The 21,862-nt window shown below is 48.5% G+C and carries 16 protein-coding genes and 1 other annotated feature; of the genes, 4 read left to right on the plus strand and 12 right to left on the minus strand.

The window, feature by feature from the left end; all coding sequences use genetic code 11:
- The first annotated feature begins 7 nt into the window (after positions 1-7).
- Both KH172YL63_RS17090 and KH172YL63_RS17095 read left to right on the plus strand, forming a co-directional pair.
- Positions 8-493, plus strand: a complete 486-nt coding sequence (locus tag KH172YL63_RS17090) for a GAF domain-containing protein (protein ID WP_173107236.1) — start codon at positions 8-10, stop codon at positions 491-493.
- Between the two features lie 486 nt (positions 494-979).
- Positions 980-1,624 (plus strand): phosphatase PAP2 family protein, encoded by a 645-nt coding sequence (locus tag KH172YL63_RS17095; RefSeq protein ID WP_173107237.1) that lies wholly within the window; start codon positions 980-982, stop codon positions 1,622-1,624.
- A gap of 89 nt (positions 1,625-1,713) precedes the next feature.
- Here KH172YL63_RS17095 and megL read toward each other — a convergent pair whose 3' ends face one another.
- Both megL and KH172YL63_RS17105 read right to left on the minus strand, forming a co-directional pair.
- On the minus strand, positions 1,714-2,916 hold the full coding sequence (gene megL, locus KH172YL63_RS17100) for a methionine gamma-lyase (RefSeq protein WP_173107238.1): 1,203 nt from the start codon (positions 2,914-2,916) through the stop codon (positions 1,714-1,716).
- Positions 2,917-3,433: 517 nt separating this feature from the next.
- A complete protein-coding gene (locus KH172YL63_RS17105) occupies positions 3,434-5,260 on the minus strand; it encodes a sensor domain-containing diguanylate cyclase (protein ID WP_173107239.1) in 1,827 nt (608 codons plus the stop codon).
- A 664-nt stretch (positions 5,261-5,924) separates the two neighbouring features.
- Here KH172YL63_RS17105 and rpsD point away from each other — a divergent pair.
- On the plus strand, positions 5,925-6,527 hold the full coding sequence (gene rpsD, locus KH172YL63_RS17110) for a 30S ribosomal protein S4 (RefSeq protein ID WP_173107240.1): 603 nt from the start codon (positions 5,925-5,927) through the stop codon (positions 6,525-6,527).
- A 148-nt stretch (positions 6,528-6,675) separates the two neighbouring features.
- Here the strand turns inward: rpsD and KH172YL63_RS17115 are convergent, their stop codons facing one another.
- From KH172YL63_RS17115 to tyrS, 9 genes are all read right to left on the minus strand, one after another.
- On the minus strand, positions 6,676-7,428 hold the full coding sequence (locus KH172YL63_RS17115) for an ABC transporter ATP-binding protein (protein ID WP_173107241.1): 753 nt from the start codon (positions 7,426-7,428) through the stop codon (positions 6,676-6,678).
- The gene (locus KH172YL63_RS17120; protein WP_173107242.1) at positions 7,428-8,237 is read right to left on the minus strand and encodes an ABC transporter ATP-binding protein; all 810 of its coding nucleotides are present in this window, start codon (positions 8,235-8,237) and stop codon (positions 7,428-7,430) included. The genes KH172YL63_RS17115 and KH172YL63_RS17120 overlap by 1 nt, the downstream gene beginning before the upstream one ends.
- Positions 8,237-9,049 (minus strand): nickel transporter permease, encoded by an 813-nt coding sequence (gene nikC, locus KH172YL63_RS17125; protein WP_173107243.1) that lies wholly within the window; start codon positions 9,047-9,049, stop codon positions 8,237-8,239. Before nikC ends, KH172YL63_RS17120 begins: the two co-directional genes overlap by 1 nt.
- A complete protein-coding gene (gene nikB, locus KH172YL63_RS17130) occupies positions 9,019-9,987 on the minus strand; it encodes a nickel ABC transporter permease (protein ID WP_173107244.1) in 969 nt (322 codons plus the stop codon). Before nikB ends, nikC begins: the two co-directional genes overlap by 31 nt.
- A complete protein-coding gene (nikA, locus tag KH172YL63_RS17135; protein ID WP_173107245.1) occupies positions 9,987-11,510 on the minus strand; it encodes a nickel ABC transporter substrate-binding protein in 1,524 nt (507 codons plus the stop codon). The genes nikB and nikA overlap by 1 nt, the downstream gene beginning before the upstream one ends.
- 23 nt (positions 11,511-11,533) lie before the next feature.
- Positions 11,534-12,403 (minus strand): DMT family transporter, encoded by an 870-nt coding sequence (locus tag KH172YL63_RS17140; RefSeq protein ID WP_173107246.1) that lies wholly within the window; start codon positions 12,401-12,403, stop codon positions 11,534-11,536.
- Positions 12,400-13,614 carry an opine metallophore biosynthesis dehydrogenase gene (locus KH172YL63_RS17145; protein ID WP_173107247.1) on the minus strand — a complete coding sequence of 405 codons (1,215 nt, stop codon included), beginning with the start codon at positions 13,612-13,614 and terminating at the stop codon, positions 12,400-12,402. The genes KH172YL63_RS17140 and KH172YL63_RS17145 overlap by 4 nt, the downstream gene beginning before the upstream one ends.
- A gap of 4 nt (positions 13,615-13,618) precedes the next feature.
- On the minus strand, positions 13,619-14,419 hold the full coding sequence (locus KH172YL63_RS17150; protein WP_173107248.1) for a nicotianamine synthase family protein: 801 nt from the start codon (positions 14,417-14,419) through the stop codon (positions 13,619-13,621).
- A 476-nt stretch (positions 14,420-14,895) separates the two neighbouring features.
- On the minus strand, positions 14,896-16,158 hold the full coding sequence (gene tyrS, locus KH172YL63_RS17155; RefSeq protein ID WP_173107249.1) for a tyrosine--tRNA ligase: 1,263 nt from the start codon (positions 16,156-16,158) through the stop codon (positions 14,896-14,898).
- Between the two features lie 71 nt (positions 16,159-16,229).
- Positions 16,230-16,439: a binding site (T-box leader), on the minus strand.
- A 181-nt stretch (positions 16,440-16,620) separates the two neighbouring features.
- Here tyrS and KH172YL63_RS17160 point away from each other — a divergent pair.
- Positions 16,621-19,554 (plus strand): transglycosylase domain-containing protein, encoded by a 2,934-nt coding sequence (locus tag KH172YL63_RS17160; RefSeq protein ID WP_173107250.1) that lies wholly within the window; start codon positions 16,621-16,623, stop codon positions 19,552-19,554.
- Positions 19,555-20,101: 547 nt separating this feature from the next.
- Here KH172YL63_RS17160 and acsA read toward each other — a convergent pair.
- Complete coding sequence (acsA, locus tag KH172YL63_RS17165; RefSeq protein WP_173107251.1) at positions 20,102-21,820, minus strand: acetate--CoA ligase; 1,719 nt, start codon at positions 21,818-21,820, stop codon at positions 20,102-20,104.
- Between the last annotated feature and the right edge of the window lie 42 nt (positions 21,821-21,862).

Raw genomic sequence — 21,862 nt, forward strand, 5'->3', positions numbered from 1 at the left:
GATATTGATGTTTCAAGCAGAAAAATATAACGGCACAAAAGAACAGGGCTACGGCCTTGTCACAAAACAGTTAAAAGCTTTATTGGAAGGCGAATCAAACCAAATCGCCAACCTGAGCAACGCTTCCGCCCTGTTGGGACAATTCCTGGACCGGACGAACTGGGTAGGCTTCTACCTTTATGAAGAAGAAAGCAGCCAGCTCGTCCTCGGACCATTCCAGGGACTGCCTGCATGCGTGAGAATCCCGCTTGGAAGGGGCGTCTGCGGAACATCAGCCTCTGAACAAAAGACACTCCTGATCGATGATGTCCATCAATTCCCGGGACACATCGCCTGCGATGCAGCATCACAGTCTGAAATCGTCGTCCCCCTTGTAAAAGAAGGGAAACTGCTCGGCGTGCTTGATATCGACAGCCCGGAGAAAGCACGATTCGATCAGGAAGACCAGAAATATTTGGAACTGTTTGTTGAGGAGCTCTTAAAGCATCTTTAAGTCCTTTCCCTGACCTGCCGGGTTCATCCTGTCTAGCTCCGGCGGCCAGCCCCTCGAGGTCATAAGCTAAATGGTCCATGAAGGCAAAGACCGCCTTCACAGCCCATTCATCTTATGCTTGTCGGGGCTGAACGAGCCGCCTCCGCTTTTCGGAGTGTCCCGGCACGGTCTTTTTTATGACAGCCCTGTGACTGTAAGGATAGGACACAAAAGCTTCAATTCCCGCAACACGCCTCCTTATTTGCCACCAAATCACATTCACCTGAATCGCCTATGAACATAGGATACTATGAAAACCTCCATTTTCTTTTTCAAAAGGAACCGGTTGTGATTCCCAAGAAGCTTCATGTGAAGGGCCAAAAACCCGCCAACGTTTCCAAAACGGGATAACGGGTAAGAAAGTTAAAGAGGGGAATCTGCGTGTTATCAGCAGATTCCATGATATGTGAGTAATCCCATAAATAATCAAAAGGGGATGTAACATCAATGCGCAGCAAAAAGAAAGACCTTCCATATTTATTATGTTTTCTCGTCATGCCCGTGCTTGGGATGTTATATAAACTATTAAACACAGATTCTCGTGAAGCGGTCATCCTTTCCACGGAGATCGACAACATGATTCCGTTTCAGCCCGCTTTCATCGTGCCGTACATCATCTGGTACGGATTCATATTAGGATATCTGTTTTATTTCTGGTACAAAGACATCCCGACTTTTCTTAGAACGCTCGGCGTCATCGCGATCGGTGAGCTGATCTGCTTCGTCATCTATTTCTATTTCCAGACGACCGTCCCCCGTCCCGACGTGCAGGGGAACGGCATTTTCGCAGATCTCGTCCGCATGATCTACAGCCATGACCAGCCGTATAATGCATTCCCAAGCATCCACGTGCTGACGACATTCGCCGTCATGCTCGGGAATATTAACATCAAGGATAAACACCCGTTCCACAAAATGTTCGTCCCGGTCATGGGTTCACTGATCATCGTCTCGACCCTGTTTGTCAAACAGCATTTCATTTTAGACATGATCAGTTCAGTCTTCTTGACCTCATTCATCTACGGCATCATGTTCGAGCTGTATGGATTGAGCGTGAAAAAGCAGGCCTATGTGGAGCGGGATGAAAGGTAGCTTTTCATTAAAAAAATCCGAACGCTTTGCGACTTTCCTGAAAGTCGCATGCGTTCGGATTTTTTTGCTCTTATGGCAGGACAATGCCTTTAATTCACAGCCTCTTCCTTTTTGGCAGTATCAAGGGCCTGAGCGAGATCATCCCAAATATCTTCCGGCGCCTCAAGTCCGACAGACAATCTTAACAATGTGTCACCGATTCCCATGTCAGCCCTTGCTTCCTCAGGCACGACAGCATGTGTCATCGTGGCAGGGTGCTGAATCAGCGTTTCCGCATCCCCTAAACTGACGGCAATCTTGATCATCTTCAAATCATCCATCAGCTTCTGGGCATCTGCCTTCGTCCCTTTGATCGTAAAGGAAATCATGCCGCCGGGCTTCTTCATCTGCTTTCTCATCACCCCATGCTGTGGATGGGTGACGTGTCCCGGATAAATGACCGTATCCACCGCAGGGTGTGCCGCCAGCAGACCGGCAATCCGCTCTGCACTTTCACAATGACGATCCATTCTGACCGCAAGCGTCTTCAATCCCCTCAATAACAGCCATGCATCGAACGGGGAGATGATCCCGCCGATATCCTTCTGGGTCGTCATCCGGATCTCAGCCATCTTCTCATGAGACCCGACGATTAGTCCGGCCACAACGTCACCGTGCCCGCCGATATATTTCGTCGCACTGTGGATGACGATATCGCAGCCAAGCTCCAGTGGCCGCTGCAGATACGGAGAACAGAATGTATTATCAACCACGACAGGGATTCCTTTTTCCCTTGCCACTTTCACGACCAATTCGAGATCGATCAGCTGCATCGTTGGATTGATCGGTGTTTCAACATAAATGCAGGTTGTGCGGTCGTTGATTTTCCCCCGGATCTCTTCCTCTGAGTCCATGGCAGAGAAATCGTGGCTGATCTCGAATTTCTCTTCAAGAAGCCCGAGCAACCCGAACGTACATCCATATACCCCTTGTGAACAGAGGATGTGATCCCCTGATTTCGTCAATGAAAACAACACGGCAGAAACCGCCGCCATCCCGGAACCGAACGCAAGCGCAGCCTCGCCGCCCTCTAACGACGCCATCCGCTCCTCCAAAATCGCTACGGTCGGATTCCCGAGCCTCGAATAAATATATCCCTCTTCTTCACCTGCGAACCGATTTTCCCCTTGCTTCGCATTGGCGAACGTATACGTAGACGTCTGGTATAACGGGGGTGCTAAACTATCAAAATGCTGAGACGATTGATACCCCTCATGAATGACCCTTGTTTCAAAGCGCTTCTCTTCTTTCATCCAGTATTCCTCCCAGTAATCCCTCTAAGTCTGACTTTCTACTATTCTAGAATATGATAATTGGACGAAAAAAGAAAGCGGTTACATTAACGTGGTAAAGGAAATGGGCTTATCGTTGGTGGATGGGACCTGGGCTAATCTACATTAAAAATCATCATTATTTAAAGATTTTTTGATAAAAACCTCCGCTTCACGCTTACAAAAGCCGAATCCTGACTTCAGAAGGCTTCTCAACGGGTGTCAAACCGTTAATAATTTGTCCTCCCCGACTTTTATGAGCCGGTTTGCCAAAGTTATGAGCTGCTTTTTCAATTTATGAGCTCGTTCCAGAAAATATGAGCCGGTTTTCTGTTATATGAGCTGACATCACGGGAATATGATCTTTGTGTCGAAAAATCGCTACGTATCTTTTTGCACGCATTTTTCTTTTCCTGAGCAAGTTCCAAGAAATCACCCCTCCCCACCCAACAAAAACCAAACAAAAAAACAGGAAGGCCCACACACCCTCCTGTTCCCACTACACCAATTCCCCTCCGCAATCGTTTGCAACCTGATTTTTACCATTGTTCTTCGCATGGTACAAAGCTTCGTCTGCATTCTTCACCAGTTCTTTTACCGATCGTGGACACTCATCGTCATCTACCCTCCATGTGGATAAGCCGCATGAAAGAGTGACGGCCGGCTTGGTTTTGGCAGGGATGTCGGTGATGATGCGCCGGGCGATGTCCATCCCTTCTTCAAGGTCGATGGATGGAAGATAGACGGCGAGTTCTTCCCCGCCCCATCTTGCCACGAATCCGTGGTGGCTGACGATGCCTTTGATCAGATTGGAGACCGAGATGATCACTTCATCTCCGACTTGATGGCCGTAGTTGTCATTGATCAATTTGAAGTCATCGATATCGATCAGCATAAACGTGCCGGCTTCGTCTTTATTCATCGACGACTCCATTTCCTCATCAAGATAATTCCTTGCAAACAGCTTCGTCATATGATCGGTGATGACCATCTGCTCCAGCTTTTCACGGAGTGTGGCATTGGTGATCGCAAGGGTGGAGTGATGGATGAACGACTGCAGCAGCTTATACATGTCGAATGAGAACATATACGGCTCTTCATGGAGCACGATACAAAAACCGATAAGGCTTTCATTCTGGACCATCGGAACGGCCATGATCGAAGGGAATTCGATCCCTTCCTCAAACCGGTCGCTGACATCCCCGAGGAAGATCGCATCCTTCTCCTTCTCGATCCGCTTCCTCACATATGCAATATACTTGGCCCCGCTTTTCTCGAAAAAGATCGGGGAGCTTTCTTTCAACGTGCGGCATTCCCCTTTATCAAGAAAAACAAACCCGATCGCAGACGCCTGGAAGGAACGTTGAATCTGGTTCTTCAGGAACATGACCGTTTCTGACAAACGAAGATTCGTGTTCAACTGATGGGACGTTTCATTGATCAGCTGCAAATCGGTGATGAGCCGCTTTGACTGTTCATAAAGCTTGGCATTCTCCAGGGCGCTCCCTGCCGTATAGGCAAGGAGCCGGATGAACTCGATCTTTTGATCGGTGAAGGTGGCGTGGGATCTTGACTTCACTTCAAGCACCCCATAGATTCCCTGCTTCCCTTTCAGCGGGGCAAAAAGGACATTCCCCTCCCCCGTTTCGATCGTGCCGTTGACAAACGCCTGCATGGCCGACTCATTCGCTTGATCAAAATCAAAGCTCTTGATCGGGAGTGCACCGAAATCATAGCGGTCATTCGACAACAGCAGATGGAAGTCATCAACGGGGAAGACTTCTTTCAGCGTTTCGATGACCTGAACGAGTAGCCTGTGGACATCCCTGGTGGAATGGAAGATTTCCGTCACTTTGAACAATTCCCTGTGCCGTCTCTCTTCTTCGAGCACGTTCTGGATATCGCCTATACTCTGCAGGAATTGACTGCTTGCGTCCCTGAATGAATGAAGAAATACCTCATCCGTGATTCTTTTCCCGTCCTGCCACTTTAATAACAGGATCGCCAAAGGACTTCCATCCCGGTTCGGAAAGTGGAACTTCATCGGTCCGCTGCCGTCGCACTCGATTGTCACCGGGTCAAGAAGATATTCTTCTTTCGTTTCGGCAAGCGTGACCGGGGCATCCTCATGTCCGGAATGATAGAGGTAATAAGCAGAATCGATATGAAAATATAAGCAGGCCCAGTCGATATCCAGGCAGTCTTTAAGAACCGTCAGCCACTGATTCAATTGGGCGGAATCGTCCGTCTCGGCTGACATGACTTCATATAATAAATCGAATAGCTTTGATTTGTATTCATGCAATGATTGTTGAATAACGTACATATTTTCTCACCCACACCTGAAAGGTTTGTGAAACGACTTGTCCAGCGCGGCACCGGATTAGGATGATTGGCCGCATATGGAACAGCTGCCCCATACGAAAGCACCAAACATTCTGAAAACTGAATATCCATTTCAGCATAGATCCGATGAAACACCATGTATTCTTTTATCCAATGGCACGCATTTTTAAACCGGGAAACCATTCCCGGTTCTTATATATTCAATATTTTTACCTAATTAACATAATTTACAATATTATTATATCACAGAAAATGACTTTTGAACTATTTAGTTTCCGTTATTATGTACGACAAAATCATTGGTATTTCATCATGATCATACAATACGATATTTATGATAGACTTCCTTCTATAGTATTAGAATCGTTTGTGATCGATCACTGTCCAACCTCCGCGACTTCAGGAGAAACTTAAAATACTTCCTTGACTTCTATTCTCTCACGTCATATAATATTCTTTGTGTAAAATAATGCAGCTTCAGTGAAGTCCTTTATGATCGTATTTTGTTCCTCTACCTATTGAGGTGTATCTTGTAACCCTCTGCTGCTAGGGCGAAGGTACATGAAAACAAAATGCACATAATTGTTTATTCACAGGTGTTTTTATTTTACAACAAAATAAAAACAATAAAGGAGGAGTCATTCATGGCTCGATATACTGGCCCAAGCTGGAAATTATCTCGTCGTCTTGGAATCTCTCTAAGCGGTACGGGTAAAGAATTAGAAAAGCGTCCTTACGCTCCAGGACAACACGGTCCTAACCAACGCAAAAAAATCTCTGAGTACGGTTTACAACTTCAAGAGAAGCAAAAACTTCGTCACATGTACGGAGTAACTGAGCGTCAATTCCGTAACCTATTTGACCAAGCTGGCAAATTACAAGGTAAACACGGTGAAAACTTCATGGCGCTACTTGAGTGCCGTCTTGATAACGTTGTTTATCGTTTAGGTCTTGCACGCACTCGTCGTCAAGCTCGTCAACTTGTTAACCACGGTCACGTTACAGTGAACGGATCTCGCGTAGATATCCCTTCATTCCGCGTACTACCTGGTCAAACAATCTCAGTTCGTGAAAAATCAGCTAACCTTGACATCATCAAAGAAGCAATGGAAGTGAACAGCTTTGTTCCTGAATTCCTAACTTTCGATGCTGACAAGTTAGAAGGTACATTCACTCGCCTTCCTGAGCGTGCTGAACTACCAGCTGAAATCAATGAAGCTCTTATCGTTGAGTTCTACTCTCGTTAATCTTTGTGAGAAAAACACTGTCCTTATGGGCAGTGTTTTTTTGTATGTGCAAAACTCATTTCGCAGAGAAGCCCTTCACCACACCGACCCCATGAAATCAAAAAATCCGAATGCACGATGAGCATTCGGATTTTTCAATATGTCCGGTCTAGACAAACACCCTGATCAACTCCTGTGTATAGGGGTGCCTTTCTTCAGCGAAGATGTCTTCTTTTTGAAAGGAGTCACGTATGCCTCCATCTTTCATGACAAGAATCCTGTCACTCATATATGCCGCGGCGGCGAGGTCATGGGTAATGAACAGGAACGCAAGTCCCAGTTCTTCCTGCAAATCTTTGAAAAGATTCAGGATCGATGCCTGGACTGACACATCGAGGCTAGCGGTCGGCTCATCGAGAATAAGGAGGGGCGGTTTTGTGCTGACGGCACGGGCGATGTTCACCCGCTGTTTCATCCCACCGCTTAATTCATGGGGGTATGCGTCGAGCGTCCATAAAGGAAGCCTGACCATATCAAGCAGCTCCTCTCCTTTCCTTCTTCTTTGATGCCTGCCGTAGGATTGCTGCATATCGAGTGCTTCCATAAGGGAATCTATGATCTTCAGCTTTGGATTCAAGGAAGCAGAGGGCTGCTGGAAGACGGCTTGGAGATTTCTTCCCGTTTTACGGCGAAAGCTCCCTTTTATCATTGAAATGGGTGTGGAAAGGAACTCTATCTTCCCCCGATCAACATCTTCCAAACCTAATAAGCAGTGGGCAAGCGTGCTTTTTCCGCTCCCGCTTTCACCAACGAGACCTACGCACTCTCCCTTACTGATCGAGAAGGATACATCTTTTATCACAGGTGTTCCCAACTGATAGGATTTTGTCAATTCTTTTGCCAGTAATAGCTCATTTTCCACTAACACATTCCCTCCCTTTCTCCCGTCCACAGGCGGCGACGGCTCTCGGGTAGTTCCGGGAGCGACTGGAGGAGCTTGTGTGTATAAGGGTGTGAAGGAGCGGACAATACGTCCTGGGCAAAACCACTCTCCACGATTTTCCCCTTCTCCATCACCCCGATGCGGTCTGCATATTTTTTCACTTTTCTCAGATCATGGGTAATGAACAGGACCGAGCAATTCGTTTCTTTCACCATGTCATCCAGAAGCTTCAGAATATGAGCGGCCGTGATGCTGTCGAGCGCTGTTGTGATTTCGTCGGCGACCAGCAGGGACGGCTTCAGCATCATCGCGATTGCAATCGAGGCACGCTGGAGCTGACCGCCGCTCAATTGAAAAGGATAACTTCCGTACACTTTCTCCTCAGGCAGCTTCACCCTTTTCAACGCTTCCAAAGCACTTATTCTCCTTTCGGTCCCCTTCAATGAAGTGTGTGCACGGAGCACTTCATCAAACTGTTTTCCTATTTTCATAAAAGGGGTGAACGCACCCTGATAGTCCTGAAAGACATATGACAGTCCATGTCCGAGCATACATGACTTCTCACGGCGGTTCATGTTGACCATGTCCCTCCCTTGAAACCTGATGCTTCCTGCCTTCATGTGCAGGGAGGACGGCAGGAGTCCCCCGATCGATAAGCTAGTGATGCTTTTTCCGCTTCCGCTCTCACCGACCAGGCCGTACCATTCCCCACTTTCAATGGTAAAAGAAATATGATCGACAAGCGGTCTATTTTGATTGCAGATGGTCAAATCGGTTACTTCGAGCATCATGCTCCCTCCTTTTTCACATCGAATCGGTCCCTCAAATGGTCTCCGGCCAGATTGAACATCAGGACGACGATGACGATGGCGAATCCTGGAATGTACATCAGATGTGGGGCGTTGTGAAAATAGGCCCGGCCGTCATTAAGCATGGCTCCCCATTCCGGTGACGGGGGCTGGGCACCGAGGCCGATATAGGAAAGGGCTGCGATCATCAGGATCACTTTCCCAAGATCCAATGTGCAAAGGACGAGGACATGACCTGCCACATGGGGGAGGAGGTGTTTCCTCATCGCTTTGAAACCTGGCACCCCATTGAGTGCTGCAATTTTCATATAATCCTTCTTCTTTTCCGTTAATACCGTGCTCCGGACCAAGCGGGCATAGCTCGTCCATTTCACAAGGACGATCGCCCACATGAGGTTCAGCATCCCCGGCCCAAGCAGCCCGCTCAACACAATCGCCACGATAAAATCGGGAAACGCCATCACAGCGTCGGTCACCCTCATGAACATCCTGTCGATCAAGCCGCCGAAATAGCCGGATATCAATCCTGCCGGCACCCCGATCAGCAGGACCATTCCCATGATGATCAAGCTGATCCCGACCGTTGTATAAGCACCTTCGAGTATCCGTGATAAGACGTCCCTCCCAAGATGATCCGTCCCGAGCAGGTGGTCCTTGCTCATCGTCTGAAGCCTGTTGCCCGGGTCCACTTGAAGCGGATCATAAGGAGAAAGGGATGGGGCCAAAGCGAAAAGAATGAAGCATAATCCAAGCGCGCCAATCAGCCGGCGCTTTTTTCCCGTTCGTACCATTGCCGCTTCACCTCCTTCAGCCTGATTTCAGGGTGGAGAAAGCGGTAGGAAGCATCGACCGTCAAATTGATCATCATGACAAGCAGCCCCATGAAAAAGATGTACCCTTGAATGACAGGGTAATCCCGTTCCAATATACTGTCTACCACAAGCTTTCCGATTCCCGGGTATGCAAACAGCACTTCGATGACGACGGTTCCGCCGAGCAGGCTCCCAAGGCTCACCCCAAACATCGTGATGACCGGCGTAAGGCTGTGACGGAAAGCATGGGCAAAAAAGACACGTTTCCTTGATAATCCCCTCGCCCTCGCTGCACGGACAAAATCCTGCCCCAGGCTGTCAAGTAAGCTCGAGCGCAGGATCCTTACATATACAGCTGACATGGCAAGACCAAGCGTCACTGACGGAAGGATCAGGTGGGTAAACGTCCCCATTCCCATTGACGGGAGCATGCCGAGCTTCACCGCAAACAAATCAATCAGCAGTAGCCCCATCCAAAAGCTCGGAACCGATGCGCCGAGCAAGGCGAACACCCTGCTCAGCTGATCAATCCATCTGTTCCGGCAAACGGCAGCAAGGCTTCCAAGCGGCACCGATATGACCGTCATGACAACAAGGGACATCATCGTCAGTTGCACTGTGGCAGGAAGCCTGTCCAACAGTTCATCCATGACCGGCTGCTTCGTTGTGTACGATTCTCCCAAATCCCATCGAAAGAACTTCAGCATCCATCTCCCGTATTGAATATACAACGGTTCATTCAGGCCGAGTTCCCGCCTGAGCAATTCTTTCTGTTCCCCGGAGACCGCCACCTCATCGGTTTGGAGCATTGCATCCAAAGGGTCGCCGGGGGCCAGATGAATGAATGTAAAGCTCACAAACGACAGGACGGTCAGGAACAGAATAAACTCCGTAACCCTCCTTGCGATCAAATTCATCAGTTCACGACATCCAAATCATTCGTCAGCATATAAAATTCACTTTTACTCGTCACCCAGTTCTTTACATGTTCTTTATAAGCGACAACATTGCTTGGATGGACGATGAACGAATGAAGGAACTCTTCATTGATGATGTCACTTGCCTCCATGGCAAGCTTCTGCCTCTTTTGTTGATCCACCGTACCGTTCAATGTTTGGATCGTTTTTTGCAATTCCTTATGTTCAATCCTTCCTGCATCATGAAGATAACCGCCTGGCATGTAAGCCGTATGAAGGAAATAGCTTGCATCTCCACGTGGAGCAGTCAGAAGGCTGTATGTGGAAATGTCCCAATCGTCCTTTGAAGCCATTTCTTCATCAATGTTTTCAACCTGCTGAATCGTCATCTCGATCCCGAGTTCCTTTGCGTTGGACTGAAGGATCTGTGCCATCAGCGGAAGTTCCGGACGGTACGAATAAGTAATGATTTTCAACGAAAGCTCTTCTCCATCTTTCATTGCTTTGCCGTCCTTCCATTCCACACCGGCATGAGCAAGGTGCTTCTTCGCTTCCTTCAGATCAAACACTTTCGTTTCATTGTTGGCAAATGGCAACTCAGATACGAATGGACCCCCTGCCGGCTTGCCAAATCCTGCAAGGGTGCTGTCCACAACCTCTTCCCTGTCGATCATATAATCGAAGGCTTTCCGGATATGTTTATCTCCGAAAATGCCGTCAAAATTATAAAGCAGCATCTGCGCCCGGATACCCGGCACCACATCGGCCTTGATCGAGTCATCTTTCTTCAGCTCCTCCATGCTTTCAAAAGCAGGACGGTACACGACATCGGCATCCCCCGATTGAAGGGCAAGGGTGCGGGCATTGGCGTCATCATTGAAGGTAAGCACTACTTTCTCAAGCTTCGGCTTGCCGTCCCAGTACTCCTCATAACGCTCAAGTTCGACTTTGCTGTCCGCTTTGAAGGAAGTGATTTTGAATGGCCCGGTACCGACCGGGTCTGTGTTTGTCTCTTTTTCGTCCACATCGATGATCGCGGTATTCGGATGGACAAGTTCAGACGGCAGCTCAGGCAGCGGCTGTTCCAGGGAAAGGGTCAGGATCTGTCCGTCAGCCTCTACCTGATTGATCTTCAGTGCAGACTTCATCGCTTCACTGACGTCAATATTTCTTTCCAACGATTTCTTGACTGCCTCAGCGTCAAGCTTCTTTCCATTTTGGAAAGTGACATCGTCCCGAATGGTGAAAGTCCACGTTTTTCCTCCATCGACGCTTTCCCATTTCTCTGCAAGCCAAGGCTCGAGTTTCAACTCTTCATTGATTTTCACCAGTGTTTCAGCTATCCCTGCACGCACCGGCGTATAGTTCAAGTGGGGATCCATCGTATCGCTCGGGAATTTGGACAGGAACGTCAACTCCTTCTTTTCTTCTGTCTCTGCTTTCTCACTTGACGAACATGCCGCAGCGAACAGGACGATGAACCCAATCATCATCCAGGCGGCCAATGTTTTCTTTGACATCATGTATTCTCCTTTTCGTCTATCCTTTATTTTTTTGGTAAAGCGACCACTGCTGATGGCCGTGTTTGCTTCTTTCGTGACAGTAATATACAGGCTGCGACGATCAAGATGCCTCCGGAAATCGTGTATATATCGGGAATTTCTGTCCAGAACAGGAATCCCCACAGTGCATTGAACACAATTCCGATGTAACGGGCAATCTCGACGACAACAACCTTTTCATGGGTGAAGGCGCTCGTCAGAAACACCTGTCCGATGAGGGATACCACCCCGATCGCAATCAGGAACATGGTATCGCTCAGCGACGGGATGACGAAGCTGTCCCACATGATCGGCAGCGCCACAATCGTTCCTGCTGCCAGAAAATAGAATACAATTTCATAAGAATGATGGGTTTTACTTAAATACCGGATGCTCGTTGCCGCTCCCCCCGCGAATAAGGCACCAAGCACACCGACCAACGCATGAACGGAATAAGAGCTGTACACACCCGGTTTTGCCACCAGCACAATCCCTGCTACGACAAGGGGAAGGATTATGAGAACCCCTTTCGGAACCTTTTCTTTTAAAAATAAAAAGGAAAACAGGACCGCGAAGAACGGGGACAAATGTGCGAGTATGCTTGCATCTGCCAGCGTGATCTGTGAAATCGTATAAAAATAAGCGAGCAGATAAAATGCACCGAGCATCCCTCTCAGGATAAGCATCGGGATTCCGGTCCGGGAAAACGGAACGCTTCTCCGCTTCATGATAAGAAAGATAAGGGCAGCTCCTATGAAACTCCTGAAAAATACGACTTCAGACGACGGGATCGAGTCCCCCACGCCTTTTACCAGGGCATTCATGATGCTGAAAATCAAGGAAGACAGAATCGCTAACAGTACACCGTTTTTCATACAGCCCCCTCCCCTCCGTCAGGACAGAAGCCTGCGATGATCCTTCCGGTTTCTTTCTGCCACCCGTTAACCCGCCGTTCAAACCTGGTGATCAATTCCCCGGTCATTGACAAGCTGACGCCGCATTCCCGCCCCAATCTACTGATGACCTTCAATTTCTTGTAATCCTCCAACGGAATCCGGGGCAGCACCCATTCACCGGCTTCATTCTGAGATATCTGCTGATACGGCACCTTCGAAAACTCAAAATATCTTCCCTCCACATCCGGTTCCGAATACGGATCAATCAGCAGGGAAGCATAGCGTATGTATAACAAATATTCCTGTTTCACTGTTTCAAAGTCTATGAATCCATCAATATCAGCGCGGGAAAGCGAAGCCTCCCTCACCGGATAATTATCATCATGGAGAAATTGAAGCAGGTTGACCGGCTCTCCCCCAAGCTTTTCGACAAGAACAGAACATTCTTTCCACAGCTTGACCATGTCAGAAATGGCCGAGGGAGTGACAGGCCCTTCCGGATACAGCTTGTACAATGACTTGACCGACCGGGTTTCGGCCAACGTCTCATCCAGCGAGAAGTCATTTATAAAGAACGGGGGATGAACATATGTCGTAATGTTTCTGCACTCAGCTTCAATCGGAGCGTCTTTCACCACTACATCAATACCGGTTGGACCCAATAACTGCTTCACCTTTTCCAGCCCGGTCCCGGTCCTGTTGGATGCTGCATATATCCTTTTCTTGACGGCTTTTGTAAAAGCGATGAATGAATTCTCTTTAAACTTTGTTGCAGCATAGTAGTTTGACAGACTGATGACTTCCACCTGCTGATGCCGAATGATGCTCTCCGCCGCCCGGTTTGCCCCCATTCCAGGTGACAGCAGCATGACCGTTTGCACCCGTGATCGCTTATGGATTTCAAGCGACTCGAGGATGTCACCATACGCGTCATCCGGTGTGCAAAGAATAATTGTAGAATACCGGTCAGGGACTTTCGTAAATCCATCGTAATAACGTGAGACGCTCACTTCTCCTGACATGGCTGGTCTGTCCTTCGCCTCTGCTTTCAGGACGCAATTCTCCTTCAGTTTCCTGAACCGGCTGCCGGGGCGGCTTGCGACCGACACGTCCCCCTTCCAGGCACGTCCTGCAAGTACCGCCGTCTGGACAGCTGCAGGACCGGCCCCGATAATTAATGTATGTTCCACTCTCTCACGCCCTTTCTTCTGTCCATTCATTTGTTCTGACCAATAAGAGCGTGTCGTAAATGGCATCACCCTCTTGCAGGCTTTGACTCCATCCGTTCAAACACGTCTCCTCAAGGGGGTAGTTGAATACGGATTTCAAACCGTTCCCGTAGCGGACGACCACTTTCGCCCCTTCTTCCACCTTTTCCTTCAGTTCTTCAATCACTTCGAGTTTGTTTTTGACGAGTGAAGCGATAAATACGTGTGTAATCCCATTCAAATCAGGATATTGATGAATTTCCCCGTGCAGGAAAGACAGCTGGGATTCAAGCCCTGTCAGCCTTGCCACTTCCTTCGACAACGTGATCGCCTCTTGATCGAAATCAAGGCAGATGACGCTTGCACCGGTTTCCTGCGCCATCGTGAGTGCGCTTGTCGGAAATGCCCCGGAGCCGATGAACAGCACCTTTGAGTCACTATGTATATGATATTGGCGGTACTCTTCCCTGACCGATTCTGAAAGGGAAGACAAATAACGTCCAAGACTCCGTTGCCCTGCAGAGAGAGACTGATATTTCTCCATGTCACACAACGCACTCACTGACGTTTCTCTCAACTTCTCAGACAGCTCCTTGATTTCATGCAGCGAGCCCCACTCTTTCCACCTCCCGTCATTTTCTTCACTTTTAATGAACCCACACAGCTCATCAAGTTTTTGCCTCAACAATTCGTAACACTCATCACATTCCCTTGAGTAATCTGCGAGCAGTGAAATCTCGAACTCAATGACCTGCAGCGCGCACAGAAGTTCATATTTCGTTTTCATCACGCTTCACCTCAATCTGTTGTAGTTCCCCTTCTAAGTAATAAAACGAAATCATTACGATTTTTAAAATATAAATTATGAATCGTTCTATCCTTTTCAGTTATGTATAGCCTCCAGCGTGTAACACTCACCTCCCTACCTTTGTCATTGTACAAGCCGGTTGTGAAGATAAATTGAAATTTTTAGGAAATAGATCTTTTTTCCTGAGGTCACCTCAATAAAACGAAATCATTACGATTTAAAAGATAAATAAAATCCTTTCCCTATTCTTGTTGAAGCATTAAGTCGTCCACCGCCCATAATCGTAATCGTTACGTTTTACAAAAGGCTAACGATATTAAACCACATATCCTCCCTGTTGACAACTCCGACCAAACTCCCATTTACAGTAATATGAGTGGCGGTTCAGGTAAAAAAAGCACGGCACCCGCTCTCATGGCAAGAACGGATACCGCACTGATAGATTCTATTTTCTATTATACGTACTGAACCCGGAAATATTTCTTCTTTCCGCGGCGGATGATCGTGAATTGTCCTTCGATCTTGTCGGCTTCACCCATTACATGCTGAAGATCAGTCACACGTTCTCCGTTGATGTAAATCGCACCGTTTCCTACGTCTTCACGGGCCTGACGCTTGGAAGGAGAAATCTTGGCGTTGACGAGAAGGTCGATCAAACCGATTTCTTCTCCTTTTGCCTGTTCAAATGAAGGGACATCCTTGAATCCTTCGAGGATCTCAGAAGCAGATAATGACTTGATGTCACCGCTGAACAGCGCCTGGGTGATGCGGATCGCCTGATCAAGGGCTTCTTCACCGTGGATCAGCTTCGTCATTTCTTCTGCGAGCGCTTTTTGCGCCTTGCGAAGATGAGGCTCGGTTTCAACAGACTGTGCAAGGGCGTCGATTTCTTCATGAGACAGGAACGTGAAGTATTTCAAGTATTTCACCACGTCCGCATCTGCAGCATTGATCCAGAACTGGTAGAACTCGTAAGGAGACGTTTTCTTCGGATCAAGCCACACCGCTCCGCTTTCCGTTTTACCGAATTTCGTCCCGTCTGCTTTCGTCACAAGCGGAATCGTGAATCCGAATGCCTTCGTTTCTTCTTCATGTGTACGTCTGATCAGTTCAAGACCAGTCGTGATATTGCCCCACTGATCGCTTCCCCCGATCTGAAGCTTACAGTTGTAGTTGTCATACAAGTGGTTGAAGTCAAGCGCCTGCAGGATCGTGTACGTGAACTCGGTGAAAGAGATCCCAGACTCAAGGCGGGATGAAATCGTATCTTTCGCGAGCATGTAGTTCACCCCGACATGCTTACCGTAATCACGCAGGAACGTGACGACGTCCATCGCGCCGATCCAGTCGTAGTTGTTCACCATGACCGCACCGTTGTCACCTTCGAAATCAAAGATGCTCTCAAGCTGATTCTTGATGGCTGCCACATTCCCCTGGATCGCTTCAATCGTCTGCAGTTTACGCTCTTCATTCTTCCCGCTCGGATCACCGATCAAGCCTGTTGCGCCCCCGACCAACACAAGAGGACGATGCCCTTGATTTTGGAAACGGCGGAGCGTCAGGAATGGAAGCAGATGACCGATGTGCATGCTGTCTGCCGTCGGATCGATCCCGCAGTAAATCGAAATGCTCTCTTTATTCAATACGTCCTTCAGTCCTTCAGCATCTGTTTGCTGATACGTGATTCCACGCCATTCCAAATCTTTTAGTAAATCCATCCTATTTTCCTCCTTTTTGGTAAAATGTGCAGCAATACCCTTTTTAGACAATAAAAAAGTCCCTGCATATATGCAGGGACGCTGTCGCGCGGTACCACCCAAATTAAGGAATACATCCTTCACTCATCGAAGATAACGGCTTCCACCGTTTGCTGCTACTTATAGGTTCACAGCAAAAGCTCCAGGATGTAATTCATCTGCCATTTGTGTCAGTTTCCAGCAACCACTGACTCTCTATGTAACAGGGAAGGCAGACTACTCGTTCCTCTCATTGCGATCACACATTTATGGTTGAAATCCACCTTTTCAGCGGACTTTCATTCTTATCACTATATAAGGTTTTTACCATATCCACACATAATAGTCAACTTCACTTGCTGTAAAACTTCCATATCATTTGACTTTTTACCACAGCCTTCCTGTAAATATGCTATAATGGGAATGTTCTGGGGGGAATGATATATGAAGGAAAAATGGAACTTATTACTCGAAAAATTAGACCCTGCAATCAGGTTCTTTTCAAATACCAGATTTCAGAAACGAGCAAGAATTACATACGGCGTATTTTGGAACCTGTCCCTGATCCTTGTTGTCACACTCATTTTAGGATTTGCGTTTGCAGGAGGCGTCGGAGCGGGTTATTTCGCTTCCCTCGTCAAGGAAGAACCGATCCGTCCTTATGACCAGATGAAAAAGGACATCTACAACTATGAAGAAACATCACGCCTTTACTTCTCCGACGATGTATATCTCGGAAAGCTCCGGACAGACCTCGAACGTGAAGAAGTGAAGCTCGAAGATATCTCAGAAGATCTGCGGAATGCGGTCATTGCAACGGAAGATGAATATTTCAAGGAACATAACGGAGTCGTGCCGAAAGCGATCATGCGTGCCGTCCTCCAGGAGTTCACGAATTCATCTACCCAATCGGGTGGAAGTACCCTCACCCAACAACTGATCAAGAACCAGATCCTGACGAATGAAGTATCGTTCGAACGGAAAGCAAAGGAAATCCTCCTTGCCCTTCGCCTGGAGCGATTCTTCGATAAAGACGAAATACTGGAAGCCTATCTGAACGTGGCGACACTTGGCCGTAATTCATCAGGTCAAAACATCGCCGGCGTCCAGTCAGCTGCCAAAGGGATCTTCGGCGTGGAAGCAAAGGATTTAACCCTGCCACAGGCTGCTTTCATCGCGGGACTTCCACAGGCACCGTTCTCGTACACACCATTCAAGAACAACGGTGAAGTCAAAGAAAATCTCGAAGCCGGGATGAGCCGTAAAAACACGGTCCTCTACCGGATGCACCGGGAAGGCTACATCACCCAAAAGCAATACGACGATGCCGTCGCCTATGACATCACGAAAGACTTCGTCGAACCAAAGCCATCACCACAGGAGCAGTATCCATGGCTGACTGCCGAGCTTGAAAGCCGTGCAGTCGATATCATGATGAACGTCCTTGCTGAAAAAGACGGCTACTCAAAAGAAGATCTTAAGAACAATGATGAGCTCGAAGACAAATACCGGACGCTTGCCGACCGGAACGTACGCCAAAGCGGCTACGAGATCCACTCGACCATCAATAAAAAGATTTATGATCAAATGCAGAAAACAAAAGACGCCTACGAAATGTACGGACCAACCAAGACGATCACTAAAACGGATCCAGAAACCGGAGAAGAAGTAGAAGTGGAGCAGCCGGTCCAGGTCGGCGCAATGATGATCGAAAATAAAACAGGACGCATCATCAGCTTCATCGGCGGCCGTGATTTCAAACTGGAGCAGATCAACCATGCCACCCAGTCACACAGATCGAACGGTTCGACGATGAAACCGCTGCTTGCGTACGCACCGGCACTCGAATACGGCTACATCTCACCGGGATCACCGATTCCTGATGTGGCGGTCAACATCAACGGCTGGACACCTGAGAACTATTCATTCCGGGAGCGGGGACTGTTCCCTGCAAGATATGCCCTTGCAGAATCACTTAACCTCCCTGCCGTCAGAACGTATGCGAACATTTACAACCGAAATCCTTTCAAGGAATTCCTGCTGAAGATGGGCTTTTCTTCCCTTTCCAGCAGATATGACAATAACCTGTCCCTCACACTCGGTGCCACAACGACCGGTGTGACAGTCGAAGAAAACGTCAATGCCTACACAACATTCGCCAACGGCGGTAAGTTCCTCGACGCCTATATGATCGACAAGATCGTCGACAAAGACGGCAATGTCGTGTATGAGCACAAAGTTGATCCTGTGGATGTATTCAGTCCGCAAACGGCCTATCTCGCAATCGATATGATGAGGGATACGCTGAACCATTCACTAGGAACAGGACGCTATGCAAAAACCTTCCTGAATTTCGGATCAGACTGGGCCGGAAAATCAGGGACGAGTCAGGACTACAAGGACCACTGGTTCGTCGCATCCAATCCGAGCATCACATTCGGTACATGGTTCGGATATGACACACCTTCTTCCTTGAACACAGCCGGCTCACGTGCACAGTACGGACATTACGGACTGCGGAACATCCGCTTATGGTCATACCTGCTGAATGACACAAGAGCGCTCGCACCGGAACTGATTGATCCGGATGCACGATTCCAGCAGCCTGAAGGGGTTGTCAGAAGATCCTTCTGTTCGATCTCAGGATTGCTTCCATCAGAAGCGTGCAGTCAGGCAGGACTCGTGAAGAGTGACCTGTTCAACGCCAAATACGTCCCGACCAAGACAGACGACAGCCTGCTCATGAGCCGTTACGTCATGGTCAACGGAAAGAAATATCTGGCACTTCCTAACACACCGGCAGAATTCTCACAGCCTGGCGTCATCCTAAACCCGGACTTTGTGAAAAACATCTTCGGTGCTGTACCTGGAAATCCAGACAAACTGATTCCAGAAGGCGATGAACGTTTCAAAAACGTCCTCATCGCAGAAAATAAAATTTCAGACGACGGTGCCGCACCGGGAACCGTCAAAGCAAGCGGAAATGGAAACAAGATCACGTGGACCCCGTCCGCAAGCGGTGACGTCGTCGGATACCGGGTCTACAAAAAATCAGGCGGCAAAGTCGGCAGCGTCAAATCAGGCGCAAGCTATGCCGTATCAGTCGGAAACGGTGAATACTATGTGGTTGCAGTCGATGTAGCCGGCAAAGAATCCGCCCATTCCAACACGGTACAGATCGGAAAGCCTGAACCGAAGCCAGCGCCTAAACCTGAAAAGCCGGATCCGAAACCACCTGGTGACAAACCGGCCGATCCTCCACCAAAACCGGACAAACCGGAGCCGCCACCACCGGCAGATGACGGAGGCGGAGATGGCGGAGGCGACGGCGGGACACAGCCGCCTGCCGAACCGGATCCACCTGCTGAACAGAACTGAATACTTTTATGAGACGAGGGAAAGCTTTGGCTTTCTCTCGTTTTTTTTGTGTGGCTGGTTGTCGGCTGGTCGGTGGGGGGAACCGGACATTTGGAATGTCAATGATGTCGCTTGAAGCCGGCAGCCCTCACGATTTTTCGACAAAGAGATCATATATCGGGAGAGCCTGCTCATATATCAGAAAAGCCGCTCATATATTTTGAATCGGGCTCATATATCTGGAAACCAGCTCATAAATCCCAAATCCGGCTCATATATCAGGACACGCCTTGCGTCCCGACGTATGAACCCTCCAAAAAACCAATTATAGTTTGATTTTTTAAAGGACTATACTTAAATTCACGAGATTCCAAGCATGAACTCTACTAATTCACACCCTTTTCGGACAAAATCGTTCAATTTACCGCTTTTCCCCATCAATCAATCTTCCACACGGACACTTCCAATCCTCCCCCTTCCCAAATCAATCAGCCATCCACCCGGCAGCCCCCCTTCTTCCCAACTCCCACAAAAAAAAGACCCCCGCAATCCGGAGGCCTTCATTCTATCAATCTTCCATTGTACTTAAATCACCTGTCGGCAGATCCAATTCCCATGCCTTCAATACGCGGCGCATGATTTTACCGCTGCGGGTTTTAGGCAGTTTGTCGCGGAATTCGATTTCCCTCGGGGCTGCGTGGGCAGCGAGCCCTTTTTTGACGAATTGGCGGATTTCTTCTTTTAATTCGTCCGTCACTTCGTATCCATCGCGGAGGGCGATGAATGCTTTGATGATTTCACCTCGGACAGGGTCAGGCTTTCCGATCACGCCTGCTTCTGCGACAGCAGGATGCTCGACCAGCTTGCTTTCGACTTCGAAAGGTCCTACCCGTTCTCCTGACGTCATGATGACATCATCGATGCGGCCCTGGAACCAGAAGTATCCGTCTTCATCCATATAGGCAGAATCCCCGGATACATACCAGTCACCCGGCATGAAGTAGGATTCATACTTTTGCGGGTTATTCCAGATCTGGTTCATCATCGAAGGCCAGCCTTTTTTGATGGCGAGGTTCCCCATCCGGTACGGCGGCACTTCATTCCCTTGGTCATCGACGATTGCGGCCTTCACGCCCGGGAATGGTTTCCCCATCGAGCCTGGCTTGATTTCCATGCTTGGGTAGTTACAGATCAGCTGTCCGCCGGTTTCCGTCATCCACCATGTGTCATGGATGCGGAGGTTGAATACCTTCATTCCCCAGCGGACGACTTCCGGATTAAGCGGCTCTCCGACACTCAGGATATGGCGGAGTGAGCTCAGGTCGAACTTCTTCACGACTTCGTCCCCTGCACCCATCAGCATCCTGAAGGCGGTCGGTGCGCTGTACCAGACGGTCACACCGTAGTCTTCGATCGTTTTGTACCAGTTTTCCGGCTTGAAGCGGCCGCCGACGATGACATTCGATGCACCGGTCAGCCACGGGCCGAAGATACCGTAGGAAGTCCCCGTCACCCAGCCCGGGTCGGCTGTGCACCAGTACACGTCTTCTTCCTGGAGGTCAAGCACCCATTTGGACGTTTGATAATGCTGGATCATCGCATTGTGGACGTGGAGCACCCCTTTAGGTTTGCCGGTCGATCCTGACGTATAGTGAAGGATCAGGCCGTCATTCCTGTCTACCCATTCCACTTGAAGCTTATCGCTTGCTTCTGCGAATTTAGCCATGAAGTCGACATGCACGTCGTCTTCCTCGATGTCTTCCCCTACAAGGAACACATGCTTCAGGTTCGGCAGTTCGCTGACCGGTACCCGCTTCAGCAGTTCAGGCGTCGTAATCAGCACCTTCGCTTCACTGTCTTCAAGACGGTCCCTTACCGCTCCTTCCATGAATGCTTCAAAGAGCGGGCCGACGATGGCGCCGAGCTTGATCGCACCCAATACGGAGAAATACAATTCCGGTGATCTTGGCATGAAGATGAAGACCCGGTCCCCTTTTTCAACATCCCCGAAACGCTTTAATACGTTCCCTGCTTTGTTGGACAATTTCTTCATATCCGCGTAAGTATATTTTTCATCACGGTCTGCATCCCGGTAATAAAGCGCGACTTTATTTTTCCTGAAAGAAGCCGCGTGGCGGTCGATGGCTTCGTGTGCCAGGTTGACACGCCCTGTTTCCGCCCATGAAAATTCTTTCTCCGCATCCTTCCAATCGAATGATGCATAGGTCTTTTCATAGCTTTCAAGATTGTAGCTTCCCTTTGTCACTGGTAACGCTTCCACTTTCATATACCGCATCCCCTTTATGTAAGAAATTACAATCTTATTATA

This window comes from Bacillus sp. KH172YL63, assembly GCF_011398925.1.
Taxonomy (GTDB): domain Bacteria; phylum Bacillota; class Bacilli; order Bacillales; family Bacillaceae_B; genus Rossellomorea.

Bases quoted from the DNA above. Each gene is read 5' to 3' on its own strand.
- KH172YL63_RS17090 (WP_173107236.1), top strand. From the start codon at position 8: ATGTTTCAAGCAGAAAAATATAACGGCACAAAAGAACAGGGCTACGGC.
- KH172YL63_RS17095 (WP_173107237.1), top strand. From the start codon at position 980: ATGCGCAGCAAAAAGAAAGACCTTCCATATTTATTATGTTTTCTCGTC.
- megL (WP_173107238.1), bottom strand. From the start codon at position 2,916: ATGAAAGAAGAGAAGCGCTTTGAAACAAGGGTCATTCATGAGGGGTAT.
- KH172YL63_RS17105 (WP_173107239.1), bottom strand. From the start codon at position 5,260: ATGTACGTTATTCAACAATCATTGCATGAATACAAATCAAAGCTATTC.
- rpsD (WP_173107240.1), top strand. From the start codon at position 5,925: ATGGCTCGATATACTGGCCCAAGCTGGAAATTATCTCGTCGTCTTGGA.
- KH172YL63_RS17120 (WP_173107242.1), bottom strand. From the start codon at position 8,237: ATGCTCGAAGTAACCGATTTGACCATCTGCAATCAAAATAGACCGCTT.
- nikC (WP_173107243.1), bottom strand. From the start codon at position 9,049: ATGGTACGAACGGGAAAAAAGCGCCGGCTGATTGGCGCGCTTGGATTA.
- nikB (WP_173107244.1), bottom strand. From the start codon at position 9,987: ATGAATTTGATCGCAAGGAGGGTTACGGAGTTTATTCTGTTCCTGACC.
- nikA (WP_173107245.1), bottom strand. From the start codon at position 11,510: ATGATGTCAAAGAAAACATTGGCCGCCTGGATGATGATTGGGTTCATC.
- KH172YL63_RS17140 (WP_173107246.1), bottom strand. From the start codon at position 12,403: ATGAAAAACGGTGTACTGTTAGCGATTCTGTCTTCCTTGATTTTCAGC.
- KH172YL63_RS17150 (WP_173107248.1), bottom strand. From the start codon at position 14,419: ATGAAAACGAAATATGAACTTCTGTGCGCGCTGCAGGTCATTGAGTTC.
- tyrS (WP_173107249.1), bottom strand. From the start codon at position 16,158: ATGGATTTACTAAAAGATTTGGAATGGCGTGGAATCACGTATCAGCAA.
- KH172YL63_RS17160 (WP_173107250.1), top strand. From the start codon at position 16,621: ATGAAGGAAAAATGGAACTTATTACTCGAAAAATTAGACCCTGCAATC.
- acsA (WP_173107251.1), bottom strand. From the start codon at position 21,820: ATGAAAGTGGAAGCGTTACCAGTGACAAAGGGAAGCTACAATCTTGAA.